This is a genomic window from Methylorubrum populi (genome assembly GCF_002355515.1).
In the GTDB taxonomy this organism is placed as follows: domain Bacteria; phylum Pseudomonadota; class Alphaproteobacteria; order Rhizobiales; family Beijerinckiaceae; genus Methylobacterium; species Methylobacterium populi_A.
Genome location: NZ_AP014809.1, coordinates 161,936 through 182,649 on the forward strand (window position 1 = coordinate 161,936; position 20,714 = coordinate 182,649).

The 20,714-nt window shown below is 69.9% G+C and carries 21 protein-coding genes and 2 pseudogenes; 13 read left to right on the plus strand and 10 right to left on the minus strand.

What is annotated here, in order from left to right:
* Positions 1 to 353: 353 nt before the first annotated feature.
* Positions 354 to 1,229 carry an alpha/beta hydrolase family protein gene (locus tag MPPM_RS00760; protein WP_096482987.1) on the plus strand — a complete coding sequence of 292 codons (876 nt, stop codon included), beginning with the start codon at positions 354 to 356 and terminating at the stop codon, positions 1,227 to 1,229.
* Between the two features lie 128 nt (positions 1,230 to 1,357).
* Here MPPM_RS00760 and MPPM_RS00765 read toward each other — a convergent pair whose 3' ends face one another.
* Together MPPM_RS00765 and MPPM_RS00770 are read right to left on the minus strand one after the other, a co-directional pair.
* Positions 1,358 to 1,900: a MarR family winged helix-turn-helix transcriptional regulator gene (locus MPPM_RS00765; RefSeq protein ID WP_096482989.1), complete on the minus strand. Its 543-nt coding sequence runs from the start codon at positions 1,898 to 1,900 to the stop codon at positions 1,358 to 1,360.
* Between the two features lie 734 nt (positions 1,901 to 2,634).
* A pseudogene (locus MPPM_RS00770) lies at positions 2,635 to 3,057 on the minus strand (SDR family NAD(P)-dependent oxidoreductase); the annotation flags it as partial.
* Positions 3,058 to 3,152: 95 nt separating this feature from the next.
* On the opposite strand from MPPM_RS00770, the gene MPPM_RS00775 reads away from it, so the two are divergent.
* Complete coding sequence (locus MPPM_RS00775; RefSeq protein ID WP_096482992.1) at positions 3,153 to 4,073, plus strand: AraC family transcriptional regulator; 921 nt, start codon at positions 3,153 to 3,155, stop codon at positions 4,071 to 4,073.
* A 207-nt stretch (positions 4,074 to 4,280) separates the two neighbouring features.
* Here MPPM_RS00775 and MPPM_RS00780 read toward each other — a convergent pair whose 3' ends face one another.
* The 4 genes from MPPM_RS00780 to MPPM_RS00795 all read right to left on the minus strand — a co-directional run bounded on the left by MPPM_RS00780 (position 4,281) and on the right by MPPM_RS00795 (position 7,181).
* Positions 4,281 to 4,916, minus strand: a complete 636-nt coding sequence (locus MPPM_RS00780) for an NADPH-dependent F420 reductase (RefSeq protein WP_096482994.1) — start codon at positions 4,914 to 4,916, stop codon at positions 4,281 to 4,283.
* Positions 4,917 to 5,017: 101 nt separating this feature from the next.
* On the minus strand, positions 5,018 to 5,830 hold the full coding sequence (locus MPPM_RS00785) for an SDR family NAD(P)-dependent oxidoreductase (RefSeq protein ID WP_096482997.1): 813 nt from the start codon (positions 5,828 to 5,830) through the stop codon (positions 5,018 to 5,020).
* Between the two features lie 56 nt (positions 5,831 to 5,886).
* Positions 5,887 to 6,615: a glutathione S-transferase family protein gene (locus MPPM_RS00790; RefSeq protein WP_244573437.1), complete on the minus strand. Its 729-nt coding sequence runs from the start codon at positions 6,613 to 6,615 to the stop codon at positions 5,887 to 5,889.
* Positions 6,594 to 7,181: a peroxiredoxin-like family protein gene (locus tag MPPM_RS00795; protein ID WP_432419836.1), complete on the minus strand. Its 588-nt coding sequence runs from the start codon at positions 7,179 to 7,181 to the stop codon at positions 6,594 to 6,596. The genes MPPM_RS00790 and MPPM_RS00795 overlap by 22 nt, the downstream gene beginning before the upstream one ends.
* Positions 7,182 to 7,375: 194 nt before the next feature.
* On the opposite strand from MPPM_RS00795, the gene MPPM_RS00800 reads away from it, so the two are divergent.
* Genes MPPM_RS00800 through MPPM_RS00815 form a run of 4 tightly spaced genes read left to right on the plus strand, consistent with a single transcriptional unit; the run spans position 7,376 to position 10,610 of the window.
* A complete protein-coding gene (locus MPPM_RS00800) occupies positions 7,376 to 8,269 on the plus strand; it encodes a LysR family transcriptional regulator (RefSeq protein ID WP_096482999.1) in 894 nt (297 codons plus the stop codon).
* A 44-nt stretch (positions 8,270 to 8,313) separates the two neighbouring features.
* Complete coding sequence (locus tag MPPM_RS00805; protein WP_244573438.1) at positions 8,314 to 9,366, plus strand: bifunctional helix-turn-helix transcriptional regulator/GNAT family N-acetyltransferase; 1,053 nt, start codon at positions 8,314 to 8,316, stop codon at positions 9,364 to 9,366.
* A 24-nt stretch (positions 9,367 to 9,390) separates the two neighbouring features.
* Complete coding sequence (locus MPPM_RS28645) at positions 9,391 to 9,681, plus strand: hypothetical protein (protein WP_197705066.1); 291 nt, start codon at positions 9,391 to 9,393, stop codon at positions 9,679 to 9,681.
* An 8-nt stretch (positions 9,682 to 9,689) separates the two neighbouring features.
* Positions 9,690 to 10,610, plus strand: coding sequence for a hypothetical protein (locus MPPM_RS00815; RefSeq protein WP_096483001.1), 921 nt, complete (start codon positions 9,690 to 9,692; stop codon positions 10,608 to 10,610).
* A gap of 80 nt (positions 10,611 to 10,690) precedes the next feature.
* Here the strand turns inward: MPPM_RS00815 and MPPM_RS00820 are convergent, their stop codons facing one another.
* On the minus strand, positions 10,691 to 11,965 hold the full coding sequence (locus MPPM_RS00820) for a flavin monoamine oxidase family protein (RefSeq protein WP_096483004.1): 1,275 nt from the start codon (positions 11,963 to 11,965) through the stop codon (positions 10,691 to 10,693).
* A gap of 74 nt (positions 11,966 to 12,039) precedes the next feature.
* On the opposite strand from MPPM_RS00820, the gene MPPM_RS00825 reads away from it, so the two are divergent.
* From MPPM_RS00825 to MPPM_RS00835, 3 genes are all read left to right on the plus strand, one after another.
* Entirely contained in the window at positions 12,040 to 12,294 is a 255-nt protein-coding gene (locus tag MPPM_RS00825; RefSeq protein ID WP_280176358.1) for a methyltransferase family protein, read from the plus strand.
* Positions 12,295 to 12,418: 124 nt separating this feature from the next.
* Entirely contained in the window at positions 12,419 to 14,827 is a 2,409-nt protein-coding gene (locus MPPM_RS00830) for a PAS domain S-box protein (protein WP_244573439.1), read from the plus strand.
* An 89-nt stretch (positions 14,828 to 14,916) separates the two neighbouring features.
* Positions 14,917 to 17,448, plus strand: a complete 2,532-nt coding sequence (locus MPPM_RS00835) for an HWE histidine kinase domain-containing protein (protein WP_096483008.1) — start codon at positions 14,917 to 14,919, stop codon at positions 17,446 to 17,448.
* A gap of 153 nt (positions 17,449 to 17,601) precedes the next feature.
* Here MPPM_RS00835 and MPPM_RS00840 read toward each other — a convergent pair whose 3' ends face one another.
* Both MPPM_RS00840 and MPPM_RS00845 read right to left on the minus strand, forming a co-directional pair.
* On the minus strand, positions 17,602 to 18,087 hold the full coding sequence (locus tag MPPM_RS00840) for a VOC family protein (protein WP_096483010.1): 486 nt from the start codon (positions 18,085 to 18,087) through the stop codon (positions 17,602 to 17,604).
* Positions 18,088 to 18,141: 54 nt separating this feature from the next.
* Positions 18,142 to 18,348: a DUF6582 domain-containing protein gene (locus MPPM_RS00845; protein ID WP_096483012.1), complete on the minus strand. Its 207-nt coding sequence runs from the start codon at positions 18,346 to 18,348 to the stop codon at positions 18,142 to 18,144.
* A 103-nt stretch (positions 18,349 to 18,451) separates the two neighbouring features.
* On the opposite strand from MPPM_RS00845, the gene MPPM_RS00850 reads away from it, so the two are divergent.
* Together MPPM_RS00850 and MPPM_RS00855 are read left to right on the plus strand one after the other, a co-directional pair.
* A complete protein-coding gene (locus tag MPPM_RS00850) occupies positions 18,452 to 18,733 on the plus strand; it encodes a response regulator (RefSeq protein ID WP_096483014.1) in 282 nt (93 codons plus the stop codon).
* Positions 18,734 to 18,813: 80 nt separating this feature from the next.
* Positions 18,814 to 19,065: pseudogene (locus MPPM_RS00855) on the plus strand (histidine kinase); the annotation flags it as partial.
* Between the two features lie 10 nt (positions 19,066 to 19,075).
* Here the strand turns inward: MPPM_RS00855 and MPPM_RS00860 are convergent.
* On the minus strand, positions 19,076 to 19,525 hold the full coding sequence (locus tag MPPM_RS00860; RefSeq protein ID WP_096483019.1) for a low affinity iron permease family protein: 450 nt from the start codon (positions 19,523 to 19,525) through the stop codon (positions 19,076 to 19,078).
* Between the two features lie 240 nt (positions 19,526 to 19,765).
* On the opposite strand from MPPM_RS00860, the gene MPPM_RS00865 reads away from it, so the two are divergent.
* The gene (locus MPPM_RS00865) at positions 19,766 to 20,029 is read left to right on the plus strand and encodes a hypothetical protein (protein WP_096483021.1); all 264 of its coding nucleotides are present in this window, start codon (positions 19,766 to 19,768) and stop codon (positions 20,027 to 20,029) included.
* 176 nt (positions 20,030 to 20,205) lie between these two features.
* Positions 20,206 to 20,580 carry a response regulator gene (locus MPPM_RS00870; protein ID WP_096483023.1) on the plus strand — a complete coding sequence of 125 codons (375 nt, stop codon included), beginning with the start codon at positions 20,206 to 20,208 and terminating at the stop codon, positions 20,578 to 20,580.
* Positions 20,581 to 20,714: the final 134 nt, after the last annotated feature.

Below are 20,714 nucleotides of genomic sequence, written 5' to 3' on the forward strand. Positions count from 1 at the left end.
ACATCGAGGAGAACGCCTGGAAAGCAGATCGCAGCCCGCGTGCGACAATTTACATCGGTTTTCTCGTATAGTCGGCTTAATACGACGAACAGAGATGTGGTCTTAGCGCTTGTCCCTGCACATGCCATTCGAGATACTTTATAATGCAATCAAACAAGCGCGGGCCAGAGTGTGGTCGTCGCCGTAAGGGTTGAGGCTAAAATCGGCTTGGCGCGGCGCTTCCGTCGCACGTCCATGTCCGGAACGGAGGTACCCTGTTCAAGTTGGCGGGCGAACCCGACACCAACGAGTGATATGCTGGGTGCGAACGCGATCTGTCGGTGCCGACCGGGTACGGCCGGCAGGAGGCTGACATGAAGCGGTGTGCTGCCCTCGCGCTGGCGACGACGCTGGCCATCGGACCGGCCGTGGCCGACCCGGTGGAGCTCTCGACCTTCCGCGACCTGCCGCGGCCCGAGCCCACCCTGCAGGTCGCGTACGGCGAGGCGCCGGCCCAGGGCATCGACGTCTTCCTACCCGACGGCCCTGGCCCGCACCCGGTCGCGGTCCTCATCCACGGCGGCTGCTGGAGCGCCAGCACCGCCGGTCGCGAGCAGATGCGCCATCTCGGGTCCGAGCTGGCGCGACGTGGCATCGCCGTGTGGAGCATCGGCTACCGCCGCGCCAACGAGGCCGGCGGCGGCTATCCGGGCACCTACCAGGACGTCGCCTCTGCGCTCGACCGGCTCGCAGAGGACGCGCCCACCCACCGGCTTGACCTCTCGCGGGTCGTGCTCGCCGGACACTCGGCAGGTGGTCATCTCGCGCTGTGGGCGACCTCGCGCGGCTCGCTTCCGACCGCGAGTCCCCTGCAGGGGCTGCCCCGGTTCGTGCCGCGCGCCGTGATCAGCCTGGGCGGCGTGGGCGACCTCGCGACGTTCGCGCGGTTCGTCCCGGTGCTGTGCGGCCCCGGCATCGTCGAGCGGCTCGCCCCTTCGGACAAGCTCGCGGAGGTCTCGCCCGCGGCCCTGACGCCGTCGGCCGGGTCGGTCGTGATGGTCAGCGGCGTGATCGACCGGCTGGTGCCGCCCTGGGTCGCCTACGACTATGCCCGCGCCATGCGGGGCAAGTCCGCGACCGTGCCGAGGCTCGTCGACGTCCCGGACGCCGGCCACTTCGACTTGGTCACGCCGCACACCTCGGCTTGGCGCGAAGTCCGCGCCCTCATCGAACAGGCCTTGAGACCCTGATAGGCCCCACGCCTGATCGATCCGGTAGTCGACCGGCCCAACTGAGCCTCGAAGCAAACTGGCACGGCGCGACCACCGGTAAGGGAACGAGCCGATCCGGTGTCCTTCTCCGGATGCCTGCCGGCGGCCTATCCACCACGCGGGGTCGTCGGCCGCCGATGGGTTTTTCGGGCTCCCTCACGCTCGGTTGCCGGCTTGTCGCCCAGGTCGGTCGCCAGGAGCGCTGCCAACAGCGGGCCACCCGGCTGTCCTTCCCTCCCGAAGAGCCGATGCTGGACTTCGATGGCGAGCGGCATGGCCTTTCGCAGCGCGGCGACGCCCGCGTCCGTGACCTCGATGAGCTTCGCGCGCGTGTCCGACGCATGGCGCGACCGGCGGACCATGCCCTTCGCTTCGAGGGCCTTGAGCAGGAGCGACACCTGCATCGGGTGGATGTCGCCGAACCGGGCGAGGTCCGTCTGCGTCACGGCCTCGCCCGACCGCGCCATCCAGGCCGCGAGCGCGAGCGCGGTGAACTGGAGATGCGTGAGGTCGACCGGCTCGAGCGCGCGGTCGACCTCACGCACGTAGCGATGCAGCACCCGCCACAGCACGAAGCCGACGGCGTTCTCCGGGGCGCCGAGCGTCTCGTTGGCGAATAGGTCCGTCAGGGTCTCGGGATCGGCTGCCATGTCCTCTCCTAACACCGGGTCGTGGCCGAGTGCCCTCCCGACCCCAAGCTTGAGATAGTAAACACGTTTACTAAATAGGGTCGACAATGGTTTGAGAGAAGGAGGTCGCCATGGGCGACAGGACACTCGACATCGCCTTCTGGGACTACGACCGCACCCGCCTGCTCACGGACGGCAGCGTTGGCATCGCGGGCGTGGAGCCGCGCTTCCACGGCGCCCGCATCGTCACCGAGATCTTCGAGGGCATGATCCGGGGACGCTACGACGTGTCCGAACTCGGCATGACCTACTTCCTGCGCACCTTCGACGATGAGGGGCGCTCGCCCTTCGTGGCCATCCCGGTGTTCCTCAACCGTGCCTTTCGCCACGGGGCGGTCTACGTGAACAGGGCGAGCGGCATCGCGCGACCGCAGGACCTGGCCGGCAAGCGGATCGGCGAACTCGCGCTCTACGGCCACGATGCCGGCGTGATGGCCAAGGGCGTCCTCTCGGACGAGTTCGCCTGGCGGCCCGAGCAGAGCCGCTGGGTCGTGGGCGGCATCGACTTCCCGATGGAGCCCATCGACTTCGTGGCCCGCACGGTGCCGCCCGGCGTCGAGGTGGAATGGGTCGGCAAGGACGTGGACCTCGGCGACATGCTGGAGGCCGGCGATCTCGACGCGCTGGTCTCGGCCGACGTGCCGGAGGCGGTCCTGTCCGGCTCGCCCAGGGTCGGGCGGCTGTTCGAGGAACACCGTATAGACCGAGAGCAGGTGCAGCGGCTTCTGGGTGACGCTCGAAGAGACGTTCACGACGACGCCGGCCCTGCGCTCGCGAAACTGCGGCAGCACCGCCTGCGTCACGGCAAACGTCCCGAACGTGTTCGTCTCGAAGAGCTCGCGCACGGTGTCCATCGGCGTGCCTTCGAGGGCGTTCAGCCAGCCGATGCCGGCATTGTTGACCAGGACGTCGATGGGTCCCGCGGCCTCGACGGCCTGGCGGATGCTCGCCGCGTCGGTGACGTCGAGGGCGAGCACGCGCAGGCGGTCGGTGGCGGGCAGACCCACCTCGCGCGGCGTGCGCATGGTGGCCACCACGTTCCACCCCCGGTCGATGAAGAGGCGGGCGGTCTCAAGACCGAACCCGGACGAGCAGCCGGTGATCAGGACGGTTTGCATGTCGGCTCCAACAGCTTGTGACAGCCTTTGGATAGATCCGCTCGCCGGGACGGACTACAATCGTACGTCCCGCTTTCGTTAGCGTCAGTCCGGAAATGACCGATCCGCTCGCCGACGTCGTTACACTGCTCCGGCCGAGCGCCGCGTTCTCCAAGTCCGTGAGCGGCTCGGGCCCGTGGCGCGTCCGCCGAGCGGAGCATGGGCGTCCGTTCTACTGCGCCGTCCTTGAGGGATCCTGCGGCCTGGCGGTCCGGGGGCGCGACCGGATGATCCTGGAGCCGGGGGACTTCGTCCTGATCCCGGCGGCGGACACGTTCGAGATGTCGAGCCTCACGCCCCCGACTGAAGGCTTTGAGACACTGCCGGTCGAGGTGGGGCCCGGCGAGTTCCGGATCGGGCATGAGGTTCGGCCGGCGGACATTCGCATGCTCGTGGGCTACTGCACCTTCGGCTCACCCGACGCAGGCCTGCTGGTGTCGCTCCTGCCGAGCCTCGTCCATGTCCGGGGCGAGACCAGGCTGGCCTCCCTCATGCAACTTATCGGAGACGAGGCGCGCCAGCGCAGGCCAGCGCGCGACCTCATCCTGGAGCGGCTGCTGGAGGTCATGCTGATCGAGGCGCTGCGCTCCATGGACGGTCCCGCGACGACGCCGGGCCTCGTGCGGGGGCTGAGCGACGACCGCCTGGCCGCGGCGCTGCGCAGGATGCACGAACGGCCGACCGAAGCCTGGACCGTCGCACGGATGGCGCACGAGGCGGGGCTCTCGCGCTCGGTGTTCTTCGAAAGGTTCGGCCGTGCGGTCGGGGTCGCGCCGATGGAGTACCTTCTCGCGTGGCGGATGGCCCTGGCGAAGGACCTGCTCCGCCGTGAGGGTGGCGGCATCGCCGAGGTGGCCGAACGCGTGGGTTACGGCTCGGCGAGCACGTTCAGCGTGGCGTTCTCCCGCCATGTGGGCCTGCCGCCGGCCGTTTATGCGCAGGAGCAGAGGCAATCGTCAGGTGCGCGGTCCGCCTGACCCGACGCCGGATACTCACCGGTTGACGGTCGGCGGCTAGGACGTCCCGACCAGCGCCGACCTCACTCACTCACGGCACCGGCCGAGGTCCCACACCGTAGCAGACCCACGTCGCCTCATCCGCTACCCGCTACGTCCGGGGTCACATGATCGGCGCACTCGTCCTGGACCTGTTCGGTCGCTTCGCCTCCCTCTGGCGGCTGGACGCTAGGCTTGAGGGAGGCCAAGAGCCTCACGCACCTCGGGCCCGGACATCCCGGTGTCGTAGACGGGCGTACCCATATCGAACTCACGGGAGCGGTCGAGCGGCCCGACGGTCACCGGGTCGAAGCCCGCGTCCGTCACCAGGGCGGCTGCGATCCGCATGACCTCGGCGTCGTCCGAAGCGAGCGGTATCCCGACGCGCGGCCCAGCACGATGGGCCTCGCTCTCCAGCGTGCGATCCCAGACGGTGTTGAAGGCGCGCACGATGTGGACGCCCGGGAACCACTCGCGCAGGTAGGGGCCTGTCCCCCGACCGGACCGCCTGACCTCCTCGGCCATGGCTCCGTCGCGGTTCGGATAGGGGTTCGAGGTGTCGAGGACGACCTTGCCGCCGAGGGTCTCGGCCATCGTGCGCCCGTATTCCGGCAGCGCGAGAAAGGGGACGGACATCAGTACGGCGTCACCGAAGGCGATTGCCTGTTCCGGCGTGCCCGCCCTCGCGCTGCCGCCCGCCTGCTCGACGAGCCCGCCCAGAGTCTGCGGATTACGTGACGAGAACAGAACCTCGTGCCCTGCCCTGGACCAGAGCTTTCCAATGAGGCCGCCGATGCGGCCGCTGCCCACGATACCGATCTTCATGGTTCGTCCTGCGTTTGATTAGGTTGCGCTACGAGAGGGACCGCGTCGGCTGACGCGTCTCGCCGGCATCACGGTCCAGGGAGCCCGCCGGGCGCTCGACATCAGGCCACGAAGCGCACGACGCCGCCGTCCACGCGCAGCGCGGCGCCGCTGGTCGCGGATGCCTGTTCCGAGCAGGCGTAGACGATCATGTTCGCGACCTCGCCGGTAGTGGCGAAGCGCCGGATCAGGGTCGTCGGGCGCAGCGCCTGAAGGAAGCGCTGCTCAGCTTCCTCCACCGTGATGCCGTCCGCCTCGGCCTGCTTCACCATGAACTCGCCGAGGATCTCGGACCGGGTCGGACCAGGGAGCACGGCGTTGACCGTCACGCCTGTGCCCGCCACCGCCTCGGCCAGGCCGCGCGAGACGGCGAGCTGCGCCGTCTTGGTCATGCCGTAGTCGAGCATCTCCTTGGGCGTGTTGACCCCGGACTCGCTGCTGACGAAGACGACGCGTCCCCAGCCCTTGTCGATCATGCGTGGCAGGTAGTGTCGCGACAGGCGGACGCCGCTCATGACGTTGAGCTGGAACAGGCCGAGCCAATCCTCGTCGGGGATGGCCGCGATATCCCGGATGTCCCGGTACTCCCGGAGGTACGCCGTGCCGACGTTGTTCACGAGGATGTCGGCATCCGGCGCCTCCGCGATGAAGGCGTTCGCACCTTCCGCGGTCGACAGATCGGCGGCGATGCCGGAGATGGCACTGTCAGGATATGCCGCGCGCACCTGCCGGACCGCTTCGTCGACACGCTCCTGCCGGCGGCCGTTGACGACAACCGAGGCGCCGGCCTGCGCCAAACCCTCCGCGGTCGCCCGACCGATGCCGGCGGTGGAGCCGGTGACGATGGCCGTGCGGCCGATCAAGTCGATCTTCATGTGTCCGTCCTTCTGGCTCGGCGCCGGTCGTCCCGATGGACGCTGGCGCCCGGTTGTCAGAGCTTGATGCCCGCCGCCGCGAGCGCGCCGTCAATGCGGTCGTCGACCTCGCGCTTCGTCGCGGCCCAGGCCGGGACGGTGGCCAGCAAGCGCTGCTGCCATGCGACCAGGTTCGGGAACTCGTTCAGCGGGATCTTCGTGCGCTCGTTCTGGGAGAACGGACCGGCGACGTCGAAATCGGCCAGCGTCAGCCGGTCGCCGACGATGTAGCTGTGCTTGGCGAGATGCGCGTCCAGCACGGCGGCCGCCGCCCGGAGCTTGTCGGCCGCCAGCTTGACGATGGTCTCGTCGGCAGGCTGGCCCATGAAGCGTTTGGCGAGCACCTCATCGAAGGTGAGCGTCGCGAAGACCCGCCACTGCTCGCCCGACCAGAACATCCACTGCAGGATCTCGAACCGCTCCTGCGTCGTCCGGCCCGCCAAGTCGCTACCCGCTTTCTCGGCGAGATACAGGTTGATCGCCGCGGACTCGTAGAGGACGAATTCGCCGTCCACCATCACGGGCGACAGCCCGTGCGGGTTCATCTCCAGGAACTCGGGCGTGTGGCTCTCGCCCTTGAAGAGATCGATGTCCACGACCTCGATGGCGACGCCCATCGCGGCCGCCGCTGCCGTCACGCGACGCCTGCTGCCCGAACCCGGGTCGCCGTAGATCTTGATAGCCATTGCGAAACACTCCTTCTCTTGGGTGATGGTGTGGGTGGTCAGGCAGGGACGCCGGCGCACAGGCGGTCGAGCACCGGCAGAAGCTCCGACGGGTCGGGACGCTGCGTGTAATCGGGGTTGACCTCGGCGTATGCGATCACGCCGTCCGTCCCGATCACGTAGCGAGCCGGCATCGGCAGGACCCAGGCCGGATCGTCGTTGATCCTGGCGAGGTCGTTGCCGAACTGGCGGTAGACCTCGATCAGGTCGTCCGGCAGCGCGAAGCGCAGGCCGAACCGGGCGGCGACGGCCGTGCCGGGGTCGCTCAGGATCGGGAAGCCGAGCTTGTTGTCGCGCTGCGCCTTGCGGCTGTTCGCCTGCGTCTGAGGAGAGATCGCGACGAGGCTCGCGCCGCGCGCCTCGATCTCCGGCCGAACCTCCTCCAGCGCCTGGAGGTCATAGTTGCAGTAGGGGCACCAGACCCCGCGATAGAAGGTTGCGACCAGCGGCCCCCGCTGGAGCAGCGTTCGCGAGCTGACGCTGTTGCCGTCCGCATCCCTGAGCGTGAACTCGGGCGCTGTGTCGCCGGCCTTAAGCGCGTCGCTCACCCGGTCGCCGTCGATCAGCGCCTGGGTCGCGCGCCGCATTGTGTCGAGCTAGTCACTGGTCGGCACCAGCGGAAAGCGTCCGCTCTCGAAAGCCTCGCGCATGGCGTCGAGCTTGTCCTGAAGCCTCATCGCCGTTCTCCCTGACGCCGTGGCGGCGCCGTGAGCCGGAAGATGGGCTATCCGTACAAATCCGTGTATTCACTCGTTACGAACAACATCTATCCGGATGCCGGATGAGTGACCGCTGGCAGGAAATGGCCGTGTTTGTCCGCGTGGCGGAGACCGGCAGCCTTTCGCGGGCGGGACGCGAACTGATGCTTTCGCAGCCCTCCGTGTCGCGCATCGTCGGTGCGCTGGAGGCGCGGCTGGGCACGACGCTGCTGCTGCGCACCACGCGCAGCATCTCGCTGACGGAAGCCGGCAGCCTGTACCTGGAGCGCGCGAGATCCCTCCTCGCGGAGGTCGAGGAGGCCGAGCAGGCGGCCCGGGGGGTGGACTCACTGCAGGGCATCATCCGCCTCGCGTTGCCGGTGCTCTACGGCTCGCGGGCGGTCATTCCCGCGCTCTCGACGTTCCTGGCCCGGCATCCCGACCTCCGGGTCGAGATCACCATGAGCGATGCGCGCCAGAACCTGATCACGGACGGGGTCGACGTCGCCATCCGCCTGGGCGTCGGGCCGCTGGCGGACTCCACCTTCGGGGCCCGCAGGCTCGCCGTGGTCGAGCGACTGGTCGTTGCGGCGCCCGCCTACCTCTCGGCCCATGGCACGCCCACCAACCCGGGCGAGCTCGCCCAGTACGATTGCATCGTCCAGCACGGCCTGTTCGGTCGCGAGAGCTGGCGCTTCACGCACAACCAGACCGTCACCTCCGTCGATGTGCCCGCGAAGCTCTGGATCAACTCGGCGTCCGGGATCCTGGCCGCCGCGGTGGCAGGGATGGGCATCGCGCTGGCGACCCGCGTCATGGCCGGGGAGGAATTTCGGACCGGCCAGTTGGCCCAGGTGCTCGAAGCCTACCGACTCGATCCGGCCCAGGTCTATGCGATCTTCCCGGCAGGTCCGAGGCCATCGGCGAAGGTCCGGGCTATCGTGGAGCACCTTGGAGCATCGCTTACCCCGGGCTGATCGGCGCCGTGGCCTGGCATCCGAGGAGAGCGACCGGTCGCGCGATGCGTCACAGCGAACAGACACGCACCCATCGGTTTGCCCTGAAACATAACACGTTATATATCGGCCTTATGGAGGTCGACATGGTCGCTGACATTCTCGACGATCTCGGGCCGCTGTTCCTTGGCAGCCGTCTGAAACGGCTGGCCGACCGTTTCCAGGCCGACGCCGCCAGGGTCCTGCGCGACGAGGGGCTCGGCATCCAGCCCGCGCAGTTCCCGCTGCTCGCCGCCCTCGACCGCTACGGTCCCTTGGGCGTCAACGATGCCGCCGCCGCGCTCGGCGTCAGCCAGCCGGCGGTCACCAGGACGGCCGCGAGCCTCGTCGAGCTTGGCCTGGTCGAGGGGACGCGGTCGGGCGCGGACCTGCGCCAGAAGGCGCTGTCGCTCAGCCCGGGCGGACGGGACCTGATGGCGCGCGCAAAGGCCGGCCTCTGGCCGCGGGTCCACGCAGCCGCGACGGACCTGTGCGCCGGCCTGTCCGGCCCCTTGCTGGACCAACTCGCCGCGCTGGAGCGCAGGCTCGACGACGTTCCCTTCGAAAGTCGGGTCCGGCACTCCAAGGGATCGGACCAGGCACGTTCGGGCCTCGCGATCCGCGAGTACACGGACGAGTTGGCGGGGTGCTTCCGTGACATCAACGCGGAGTGGATCGAGGCAATGTTCTCGATGGAGGAGAACGACCGCCGGATCCTGTCCGACCCGCGTGGCCAGATCCTCGACCATGGCGGGATCATCCTGTTCGTGGAGGCGGAAGACCTCGGCATCGTCGGCACCTGCGCGCTGATGAGGGTAGACGAAGGCTGCTTCGAGCTCACCAAGATGGCCGTGTCCGAGCGGGCCCGTGGGCGCAAGGCGGGCGAGCACCTCCTGCGGGCGGTCCTCGACCGCGCGGTGGCCATGGGGATCGGGACGCTCTACCTGCTGACCAACACCAAGTGCGCGGCCGCCGTGCACCTGTACGGGAAGGTCGGGTTCAGACACGACGCGGAGGTCATGGACCGGTTCGGCCGGCGCTATGCCCGCTGCAACGTGGCCATGCGCTATCCCTTGTGAGATCGTCCGCCCGAGCAGCGCCGGATGCCGAACGAGCAGGTCATCGACTGCCGCGACATGCGCGCCTACGAGGCACTCACGCGCAGTCTGTTCGCCGAGAACGAACTCGTCGACTACTATCGCACCGACGTCGCCCTGGACCGCGTGAAGGTCGATACGGCGCCCGTCGTCGGCTGGCCCGCCGGCGGAGCAGTGCCTCGTCATGGAGGTCGCAATGACGGCAGGCTTGGGGACGTAGGCGGGGAACCGGCCGTACATGCTCGAACTTCCACATCATCCGCCCGTCACGGCGGCGTGGATGGTGGGAACGCGTAGTCCGACCGGTGGCCGACGAGACCGAGCAGTTCAGTGCGACGCAGCGGGAGGCCGGCGACGGAGCGCCCGGAGCGATCGCGGCCTTTCCCTACGACCGGATGACCGTGGAGCGCTTTCGGGCGGCGTTCCCTCGTGCGCGCTGGCGCGAGGACCTGGGCGCTTGGTTCGTGCCCGGCGCCACGGCGGCGCGGCGCCTCAACGCCTGGTCAAGCCGCGAGTGGACGGGCGTCCTGGCCCATGCCGACGATCGCGGCCGGGATGCCTTTGTCTTCGAGCCGCTCGTGAGCCGCTACCTGGAGGTCGCGGACGACCTGGTGGTTCGGACGCCGTATTCGCGTGCCGTGGTCGCCGAACTACGGCAGGTGCCTTGGGCGCGCTGGGACCCGGCCTCGAAGGCGTGGCGCGTGCCCTTCCGGTCACTGGAGGAGTTGCGCCGCCGCTGGCCGGCTATCGAGGACGCTGCCCGCCGGGCCGAACCCGAGGAGCGTCGGAAGCGCGAGGCCAGCCGCAGGGCTGCCCCCGAGCACGCGGACAGGCTGGCAGAGGCCGCCGAACGTCGGCGCAACCGCTACCCCGTGCCCGAGGACGCGCTGCCGCCGCTGGGGCGCGTGCTGCAGACCCATGCAGGATGCGTGGTGTTCGAGGTAGTCACCGGCGAGGTCGTCGAGCCTGAGGTCGCGGCCCGCTTCTACCCGGGCGTTGCGGCTGGGGCCGGCACGCTGGTCGGGGCGATTCGGCGCAGGCCTACGCACGACGAGTTGGTCCGGGCTTGGCCCGCGCGGGAGGAAGCAGGCCCGGCAGAGACCGAGCGCGGCTGGTGGCAGCCGACCATCAAGGTCCTGCGCGAGGAACGGCGCAGGGCAGCGTCCACGGAGCGGGCACGTGCTACACGTCGGAGCGCTCAACGTGGATCGCACGCGGTAACATAACGCGTGTAGGTAGAGGGTCAGTTGGTACGCGACACCGAGGCGCTGCGCTGCCGCGGCTGAAGTCGCCAGGCCGCTCGCCCTTACGCGGCGGCGAGCGGGTCTCGTCCCCCGAAGGGATGCCGGTCCCGAAGCGCGGCCAGGGCCTCGTCGGCTGCCCGTTCGCCGCTGTCGAGGGCCCCGTGCGCGGTCGTGAAGTCGAAGGGGTGCGTCGCCTCGCCCGCGAAGAAGAGCCGGTCCTCGAACGGTTGCGCCAGGCGTGCGCGCGCCTGAGATTGGCTTGGCAGGGCACAGCTATACGCGCCGCCGATGGATGCCATCCGGCTCCACGACGTCGCCGCGAGCGGACGGACGGCCGAGGCCACCTCGCTCCCGAACAGGGCAACCAACTGAGCGGACACGTATGCGAAGCCGGCGGCCGGGCCCTCCTCCTCCAGGATGCGAGCTCCGTCGCCACCGAGGAACGCCTCGATGATCGGCCAGCCGTTGGGCCGGATCGAGTAGGAGGCAGACCTCGGGTCGCGCAGGTTGCCGTAGGCGTGCGTGTTCGGCTCGAACGCGGCATCGCGCCCGATGACCAAGAAGACCTTCTCGTTGCGCCCGAGCGGCAGCGCCGCGGCCGCCTCGCGCCAGGGTTCGGTCCCGGAAGGTAGGCGGATCGCGTCGCCGGCCAGGACAGCGGTCGAGACCGTGAGGATGGCGGCCCCGGCGCGGACGGTGCCGGCCCGCGTCGAGACCGCGACGCCATCCGCCGTCAGGTCGATCCGATCGACGGGGGTGGCCAAGCGCAGTGACGTCGAGGTTGGCAGACTGGCGGCGACCAGGGTGCCGTAGCCGAGAGGCACGTTCCAGTTCCGATTGGTCGAGGCCGTGTCGTAGGCCATGTAGTCGGTGGCGGAAATTTCCTCGGGCGCGACCCCGCTCATGAAGCCGGCGAAGGCGCGCACGTAGTCATTCCAGGCGCCGCCGGGCTCAAGGGCATCACTGGCCCGGTCGCTGCCCGCTGCGACGACGCGAAGCCGCTCCTCCCAGTCGCCGAACGCCCTCTGCGCCGCCTCCTGCTCGTCCTCGTCCTTGACGATGCCGGGGTGCGCCTTGGTCCAAGGAGGGTCACTGCGGTCGACCGTGAACCCTGACGCCTCGGCAATGGCAACCCAAGCGTTGCGGTCGCCCGAGTGGAGCCATTCGCAGCCGAGGTCGAGTGGATACCCAGCGAGATCCTGCGTTAATGCGCGCCCTCCGAGGCGCGACGACGCCTCAAGCAGCAGCGCCGCCCTGTTGTGCGCCGCCAGCCGCCGTGCAGCGCCTATGCCAGCGGCGCCTCCGCCTACGATGATGACGTCGAACTCGTTGCCCATGCGGTGAAGGTGAGATCGGGCATCGAGCGGGACAAGCGCCGTGGCCCTCAAGACTGGGGCACCAGCGGAGCCGGCTGAAGCGGCCGGTCGTTGTCGACACCGGCCCATACGCCTGCGTGCGCCACCTGATGTACGGCTTCGCCCTTCTGATGCTGGCGGGGACGCCGCTCCTCCCCGGCTCGCTCTGGGGCTTGACATGGCTCACCGTGATGGTTTCGCCGCTCGTCGCCCGCACCCTCTCAGAGGAGGCGGCCCTGCGGAAGGCTCTCGCCGGCTACGAGGACTACACCCGCAGGGTGCGCCGCCGGTTGGTCCCCGGGATCTGGTAGCGACGGAGTTGGACGCTCCTCGTCGGTGCCGCGGCGACGACGGCTCATGACGGAGCCCGCCGGTCGGTGTAACTGAGCCCTTCCCACCCTCCGCCCGACGACACCATTGACTAAAGGACCGACCGTGGCCGACGCCCAGGCTCACCTGTTTCGGGAAAGCCTGCTCGCCGGCGGCGCCTGCGGCCGGCTCGTCGCGGCACGGGACTGGTCCTGCACCTCGCTCGGCCCCGTCGAGGCTTGGTCCCAGAGCCTCCGGACCATGACCGCGATGCTGCTCCGCTCGCCGGTGCCCATGGTGATGCTCTGGGGCGAGGACGGCGTCATGCTCTACAACGACGCCTACTCCGTCTTCGCGGGCGGGCGGCACCCCGAGTTGCTGGGCTCCAGGGTGCGGGAGGGCTGGCCCGAGGTCGCCGACTTCAACGACAACGTCGTGCGGGTCGGCCTGGCCGGGGGGACGCTCTCGTACAAGGACAAGGAGCTCACGCTCTTCCGATACGGTCGTCCCGAGCAGGTCTGGATGGACCTCGACTACTCGCCGGTAATCGACGAGAGCGGCCGACCGGCGGGCGTGCTCTGCGTCCTGGCGGAGACGACAGAGCGGGTCGCGGGCGAGCGCGGGCTGAAGGAGAGCGAGGCGCGCTTCCGGCTCATGGCTGACGCCGTCCCGCAGATCGTCTGGATCACCGACGCCGAGGGCCGCAACGAGTTCTTCAACCGGCACTGGTCGGACTACACCGGCGCTTCCTACGAGCCGACCACCGCCACGGAGGTCGCCGCCACCCACGTGCATCCGGATGACGCCGAGGCCACCATGGCCGCGTTCGACGCGGCCCGGCGGTCGGGCGGCACCTTCCTCGTCGAGCACCGCATCCGCGCGGCATCGGGGGCCTACCGCTGGTTCCTCGTTCGCGCCGAGCCCTACCGCGACCCGGCGTCCGGCGAGGTCGTGCGTTGGTTCGGGGCCTCGGTCGACATCCACGACCGCAAGCTGGCGGAGGAGGCCCTGCGGGCGCTCAACGCCGACCTCGAACGGCAGGTTGTCGAGCGCTCGCGCGAGCGCGGCCTCGTCTGGCAGCACAGCCTCGACATGCTGTCCGTCATCGACATGGGCACGGCCACCTTCGACGCGGTCAACCCGGCTTGGTCGGCGGCGCTCAGCTGGTCGGCGGGCGAGATCGAGGGCCGCTCCTACGCCGACTTCGTGCATCCGGACGATGCCGGGGCGAGCGCCGCGGCGTTCGCCCAGGTGCGGCAGGGCAACCCCGTGATGCGCTTCGAGAACCGCTACCGCGCGCGTGACGGCGGCTGGCGCTGGCTCTCATGGGCGGCCGTGCCGGACGGCGGCAAGCTCTACTCGATCACCCGCGACGTCACCGAGGAGAAGGCGCGCCGGGCCGAGCTGGAGGCCGCCCAGGAGGCGCTGCGCCAGAGCCAGAAGATGGAGGCGATGGGCCAGCTCACCGGCGGTGTCGCCCACGACTTCAACAACCTGCTCACCCCCATCGTCGGCTCGCTCGACATGCTGCAGCGCCGGGGCCTGGGCGGCGAGCGCGAGCAGCGCCTGATCGCGGGGGCTATGCAATCGGCCGAGCGCGCCAAGACGCTGGTGCAGCGCCTCCTCGCCTTCGCGCGGCGGCAGCCGCTGCAATCGGTCCCGGTCGACGTCGCTAGGCTAGTGTCGGGCATGGGCGACCTCGTGTCGAGCACGACCGGCCCGCAGATCAAGGTCGTGGTCGAGGCGAGCGAGGCGCTGTCGCCCGCGCTGGCCGACCCGAACCAGCTGGAGATGGCGCTCTTGAACCTGAGCGTGAACGCCCGGGACGCGATGCCCGAGGGCGGCACGCTTCGGATCTCGGCCAGCGCCGAGACGGTCGGGGCCCGTCACCGCTCGAAGCTGCGGCCGGGCGACTACATTTGCCTTTCAGTCGCCGATACCGGCGCCGGCATGGACGCGGCGACGCTGGCGCGAGCGGTCGAGCCTTTCTTCTCGACCAAGGGCGTCGGTAAGGGCACCGGTCTCGGTCTCTCGATGGTGCACGGCCTCGCTTCCCAGCTTGGGGGCGCGCTGACCATCCGGAGCAAGCCGGGGCTTGGCACCAACGTCGAGCTCTGGCTGCCCCGTACCGCCCTGGCGCCGGAGGCCGCGCAGGTGGCGGCCGAGTCCGCCGAGGCGCCGCGAACGCGCGGGACGGCGCTGCTGGTCGACGACGAGGAGCTCGTGCGCATGAGCACGGCGGACATGCTGGGCGAGCTCGGCTACGCGGTCATCGAGGCGGCATCGGGCGAGGAGGCGATGCGGTTGGTCGACGGCGGGCGACGCTTCGACCTGCTGGTGACCGACCACCTCATGCCCGGCATCACCGGCACCGACCTGGCGCGGGCGGTCCGGAGCGACCGCCCCGGCGTGCCCGTGCTCTTGGTCTCCGGTTACGCGGAGAGCGACGGGGTCGAGCCCGACCTGCCGCGGCTGACCAAGCCGTTCCGCAAGGACGAGCTCGCCGCGAGCCTCGCCCGGCTGGCGAACACCTGACCGAGCAGGACCGACGTTGTTCTCGATCTGGGGCCGAAGTCGGCTCGCTGGCCTTTCACGGACGCGTGTGCGACCCTGGCAGCCTTCCCATGACACAGCCTGACCAGCCCCCCGCGACCGTCGACCTGGCCTCGTGCGACCGCGAGCCCATCCACATCCTGGGCTCGGTCCAGCCGTTCGGCTTTCTCCTCGCCGTCTCGCCCGACTGGATCGTCACCCGCGTCAGCGAGAACGCGCCGGCCTGGCTCGGGCGCCCGGTCGAGGACCTGCTCGGCCTGCCGCTCGACGCGTTCGTCGACGCCGAGGCTATCCACCGGCTGCGCGGCCACCTGCAGACGCTGCGCGGGCCGGACGCCGTCGACCGCATCTTCGCCGTGCGGCTGCTCCCTGACCAGCCGCCCTTCGACGTGGCGCTGCACCTGTCCGGCCCGGCCATCGTCATTGAGGCCGAGCCGAGCGAGCCCGAGCACCTCAGCGCGGGCAACCTCGTGCGCAGCATGGTCGGCCGCCTGCAGCAAACCGCGGGCTACGACCCGCTCTGCCGCGAGGCCGCCCGCCAGATGCGCGCGCTCACCGGCTTCGACCGCGTCATGGTCTATCGCTTCGCGCCCGACGGCCACGGCGAGGTCATCGCCGAGGCCGCACGCTCCGGCCTCGACCGCTACCTCGGCCTGCACTACCCGGTCTCCGACATCCCGAAACAGGCCCGCGCCCTCTACGAGCGCAACTGGCTGCGCATCATCGCCGACGTCGGCGCCCCGGCCGCCGCGGTCCTGCCGCCGCGCGACCCCGAAGGCGAGCCGCTCGACCTGTCGCTCTCGACGCTGCGGGCGGTCTCGCCCATCCACATCGAGTACCTGCGCAACATGGGCGTGGCCGCCTCCCTGTCGGTCTCGATCCTGCGCAACGGCCGGCTCTGGGGCCTGTTCGCCTGCCACCACATGGAGCCGCGCCACATCTCCCTGGAGCGGCGCACCGCCGCCGAGCTGTTCGGGCAGATGTTCTCCTGGATCCTGGAGAGCCGGCAGCGCGAGGAGGAGGCCGCCCAGGAGGCGCGCTCACGCGAGATCCACAACCGGCTGATGGGCGCGCTCGCCTCCGGCGTCACCGGCTTGGAGAGCCTGCCCGACTTCGTCGAGGAACTCGCCGCCATCGTGCCGAGCGACGGGATCGGCCTCTGGGTCGACGGCACGGTCTCCCTGCACGGCGCGACCCCGACCGCCGAGGAGTTCGCCGGGCTCGTGCGCTTCCTCAACCGCACCGCGGCGAGCCGCGTCTACGCGGTCGACGAGATCGGGCGGGCGCACGAGCCCGGCCGCGACTTCACGGAGCGCGCCGCCGGCATGCTCGCCGTGCCGGTCTCGCGCACGCCGCGCGACTTCCTGGTCTTCTTCCGGCGCGAGGTCGCGCGGACCGTGACCTGGGCCGGCAACCCGGAGAAGCCGGCGGGCCTCGGCCCGAACGGGGTGCGGCTCACCCCGCGCAAGAGCTTCGAGGCCTGGACCGAGACCGTGCGCGGGCGCTCGCTGCCCTGGTCCGAGGTCGAGCTCCGCACCGCGGAGGCGCTGCGCGTCACCTTGCTTGAGGTGATCCTGCGCCTGTCCGATTCGGCCGAGCGCGAGCGCAAGGAGGCGCAGGAGCGGCAGGAGTTGCTCATCGCCGAGCTGAACCACCGCGTGCGCAACATCCTCAACCTCATCCGGGGCGTGGTCACGCAGAGCCGCGCCAACGTGGACCGGCCCGAGGATTTCACCGCCGTCGTCGGCGAGCGCATCCAGGCGCTGGCCCGCGCCCACGACCAGGTCACGAGCTCGAACTGGGGGCCGGGGTCGCTGCGCGACCTCGTGCTCCTTGAGGCCGGGGCCTACCTCGGGAGGAAGGCCGACCGTGTCGTGCTCGACGGTGTCGACGTCCTGCTGGAGCCGCAGGCGTTCACGACCGTGGCCCTCGTCATCCACGAGTTGATGACGAACTCGGCGAAGTACGGCGCCCTCTGCGACAGCGCCGGCCGGATCGACGTCCGCTGGGAACGCGACGCCCTCGACCACCTCGTCATCCATTGGCGGGAGAGCGGCGGCCCGGTGGTGCGTGCGCCGACCCGGCGCGGCTTCGGCACCACCATCATCGAGCGCTCCATCCCCTACGAGCTCAAGGGCGAGGCGGAGGTGCGCTACGAGCTCACCGGGCTGCGGGCGCGCTTCGTGGTGCCGCCGGCCTATGTCCGCGCCGCTCCCCCGAAGCAAGCCCAACCGGCTTCTCGCGAGCCGTCGCCCGCGACCCGCCTCGACGGCACGGTGCTGGTGGTCGAGGACAACATGATCATCGCGCTGGAGGCCGAGGAGGTGCTCACCGCCCTGGGCGCGAGCGCGGTCGACATGGCGGCCTCGGTCCGTGAGGCGCTGCGCCTGATCGAGGCGTCGCGGCCTGACCGGGCGGTGCTCGACGTCAACCTGGGCTCCGAGACGAGCGTGCCGGTGGCGCGCCGGCTCGCCGAGCTCGGCATCCCCTTCGCCTTCGCGACGGGCTACGGCGAGAGCTTCAAGGTGCCGCCCGACCTGGGCGACGTCCCGGTGGTGAAGAAACCCTACGGCGCCGACGAGCTGCTGCGCGCCTTCCCCTGACGAACGGACACATGGCGGGAGCGCCCTGGGGTCGTCTTGCGTCTCTGTAGGCGCTCGGTCGAGGCCGGTCGTGGACGGGTCGCGGACCACGCAAAGGAGCGGTCGCGCGACTTCTGCCGGGCCGGGGCCAGGATCTCCGATGGCCCTGACCGGTCAGCCGATGGCGCCGGTGTTCATGCCCTTCTCGGCGAGCTGCCGGAGGGCCTTCTCCGACTTGGACAGGTCGAGACCCATCCCGGCTTGCACCTCCGGGGCCTTGGTGAACTGAACGTCGGCGTACGAGACGACCTCGACGCGGTTGCCCCAGGGGTCGAGGAAGTCGAGGAAGCTCCCCTCGATCATGCGGGCTCCCGCAGCCTCGGCGAGCGCCTTTGCGCGGGAGCGGTCGTCGACCACCAGGCCGAAGTGACCGTCCGGCCGGTAGTCGGCCGGGCGGGCCGCGGCGGCCGGCGTCTCGGCGAGCGCGAGGAACTGGTCGCCCATGTCGAGGAAGGCCATCTTTTCCGCCCGACCGCGCAGCGTGAACGCGAAGATCGCGCCGTAGAAGGCGAGCGCGGCTTCGAGGTCGCCGACCTCCAGCGCGACGTGGTTCACGCCAACGAGGCGCGGCCTGGGGTCAGTGTCCGGTGGATTGTCCATCGTGCATCCTCCCGTGCGGACCTGCGTGCAGCTGTGACCCAGAGCGAAGGTGGCCTACTTACCGCCGAGGACCTTGTCGGCCTTGGCGTCGACTTTCTTTCTGTCGGCCGTCGAGAGGTTGCCCACCTTCTCCTGCTGGGCAGCGCGGGCCTTGGCGTTCCGGGCGTGCGCCTTGTCCTCCACGGGGTACTTGCGCTCCTCGGGCAAGGCGAACTTGCTCTCGGACAGATCCTGGCGTTCCTCGGTCTTGAGCTTCGACATCGCGGCCTCCGGTTTTTGGAGAGGCCAACGCGGCACTGGGTGCCTTGGTGCCCCTCTCGGCGGGCCAAGGGAACGAGCATCCGTTTCATTCCAGCGCCGTCGTGTGGGCGCTGCCAGCGGCATCGAGCTGGCGAAGGTCCTGCAGCGGCGGCTGCCCGACCTGCCGGTGCTGCTCGCCTCGGGCTACAGCCACGTGCTGGCCCAGGACGGGCTTCACGGCTTCGAGTTGCTGCACAAGCCGTACTCGGCCGACCAGCTCGGGCGCATCCTCGGCAAGGTCGTGCCGCCGCGCACGGCCGCCACGGACGGTCAGGTCGGCGGGACGCAGGATCACGCCGGCTTCCCGTCGGAATCCTCCTGGGATGGAACCACCCGGACGTCTTGAGCCTGTCTGTACGATGGATCGTGCCTGCACCAGCGAGGATGAAGCGGACCGCCTTCGCGCCCTCGAACGATTCCGGTGCCGTGGACCAGCGTTGGCACGTGGTTCACGAGGGCGAGGCACCTCGGTTCTGCCTGACTTGGTCCGAGCAGGGTGGAACGCCCATCCTGAGCCAGCCTACGCGCCGCGGCTTTGGCTCGCGCCTGATCGAGCGCAGCTTCGCGGCCGAGGTCGGCAGCGAGGTCAAGCTCACCCACGCGCCGAGCGGCCTCACGTGCCGCCTGGAGGCGCCGCTCGCCTCCATGCAGGAAGCGCGCGACGAGGCGGTCGCATGACGCGCCAGCCCTAGCCGCCCGCTATCCTAGAGGCAGCACGCGCCGCCTTCTCGTGGGCCTTGGCTTCGGCCTCGTCGGCGGCATCCAGGACGTCGTCCAGGCGCTCGGCCCTGGCCGTCGTCCCGCAGCGCTGACGAAGCTCGTCGAGTTCCTCCTCGGTCAGGCTCTCGATACCGATGTAGCGGTTCTGGGCCGCGCTCGCCCGGATCAGCTCGTCGAGCTTGGCCTGGATGGCCGCCCCGTCGCGGTTCTGCGAGTTCTGGATCAGGAACACCATCAGAAAGGTCACGATGGTGGTGCCGGTGTTGATGACGAGCTGCCAAGTCTCCGAGTACCCGAAGAACGGTCCGCTGACGGCCCAGCCGACGACGATGGCCGCCCCCGCTGCGAAGGCGAGCGGGTGGCCGGCCCACTTGGCGACCTTGCCAGCGAAGGACGTGAAGGCACGGGACAGTGACATGGCGCGGCTCCCGCCTGGGCCTGCCGGCCGAGGGCCGAGTACGGGCGGGCAACGTCGGGTCGCACGAAGGGCTCCGCACCGGACCGGACCGACAGACGTGGCATGTATCCCCTGCAGGACTTCAGGCTATGGCTGGCACGTGTGTAGGGCACGACCCGCATGATACGCGCGGGCCGCCGAACAGGCCCCGTCCCGGCAAACGAACCGGAACCTCGCGGAACGAGCGGCGCTACTGAGGCGATGGACCAACTCGACCAGACCGTGCGCTCGATCCTGGCACGCGCAGCGACCTACAAGCCCGGAACCATCATCCGGGCCGAACGTGTCATGGACGCCTACCTCGACACATTCGAGGGCTATCAGGCGAGGCGGGCCGCGATGGATGCCCTGCTCCGCGAACTCGGCTTGCCGGAGCGCCACGCCCGCAACAGGGGCGGCCTGTTCGAGCTGATCGAACTGCACCTGAGGCGCCGACACGGCGAGCTCACGCGCATGTTCCAGTAGGCGCCGCCCGAGCCCGGCTCGCCCCCCAGCCGACGGCACGGTGCGGGCGGCGGTCAAGGCCGCGAGCCCGGGCCATGGCGCACATGGCCGCTATCCGTAGACTGGCCAAGCTGAAACCGGGACCTGCCTTCGGCCATTGACCTGTCCGTCACCTTCCCGACAGGTCACCGCTTCCGATGCCGAAGAAGCCGCTCTCGCCGACGGCGCCCGTCCTGGTCGTCGAGGACGACGGCCTCGTGCGCATGGTGGCGGTCGACATGCTGGAGGATGCCGGCTTCGATGTCCTGGAGGCTGGCTCGGCCGACGCGGCCTGGACCATCCTCGAACGTACCCTGTCTGTGGGGGCCTTGTTCACCGACATCGACATGCCGGGAACGATGGACGGCCTTACCCTGGCCGGGCGGGTGGCCGAACGCTGGCCCGACATCCGGCTCGTGGTGCCCCCCGGCGGCAAGGACTTGCACGACGCCGGGCTGCCCGACCACGGACGCTTCCTGCTCAAGCTCTACCGGCAGGGAGAGCTCCTGGAAGCCATCGCTGCGGCGGCCTGACCGCGGGTCACGGGCGCAGCGTGCCGGCTCCATGTGCGACGTCCCGACCGGCCCTTCGGCCAAGCGCGGCGACGGGGCGCGGCAACCGGGGACATTATCGCAAGTTAGGCATCGTATGCCCGGCCACGGGCATT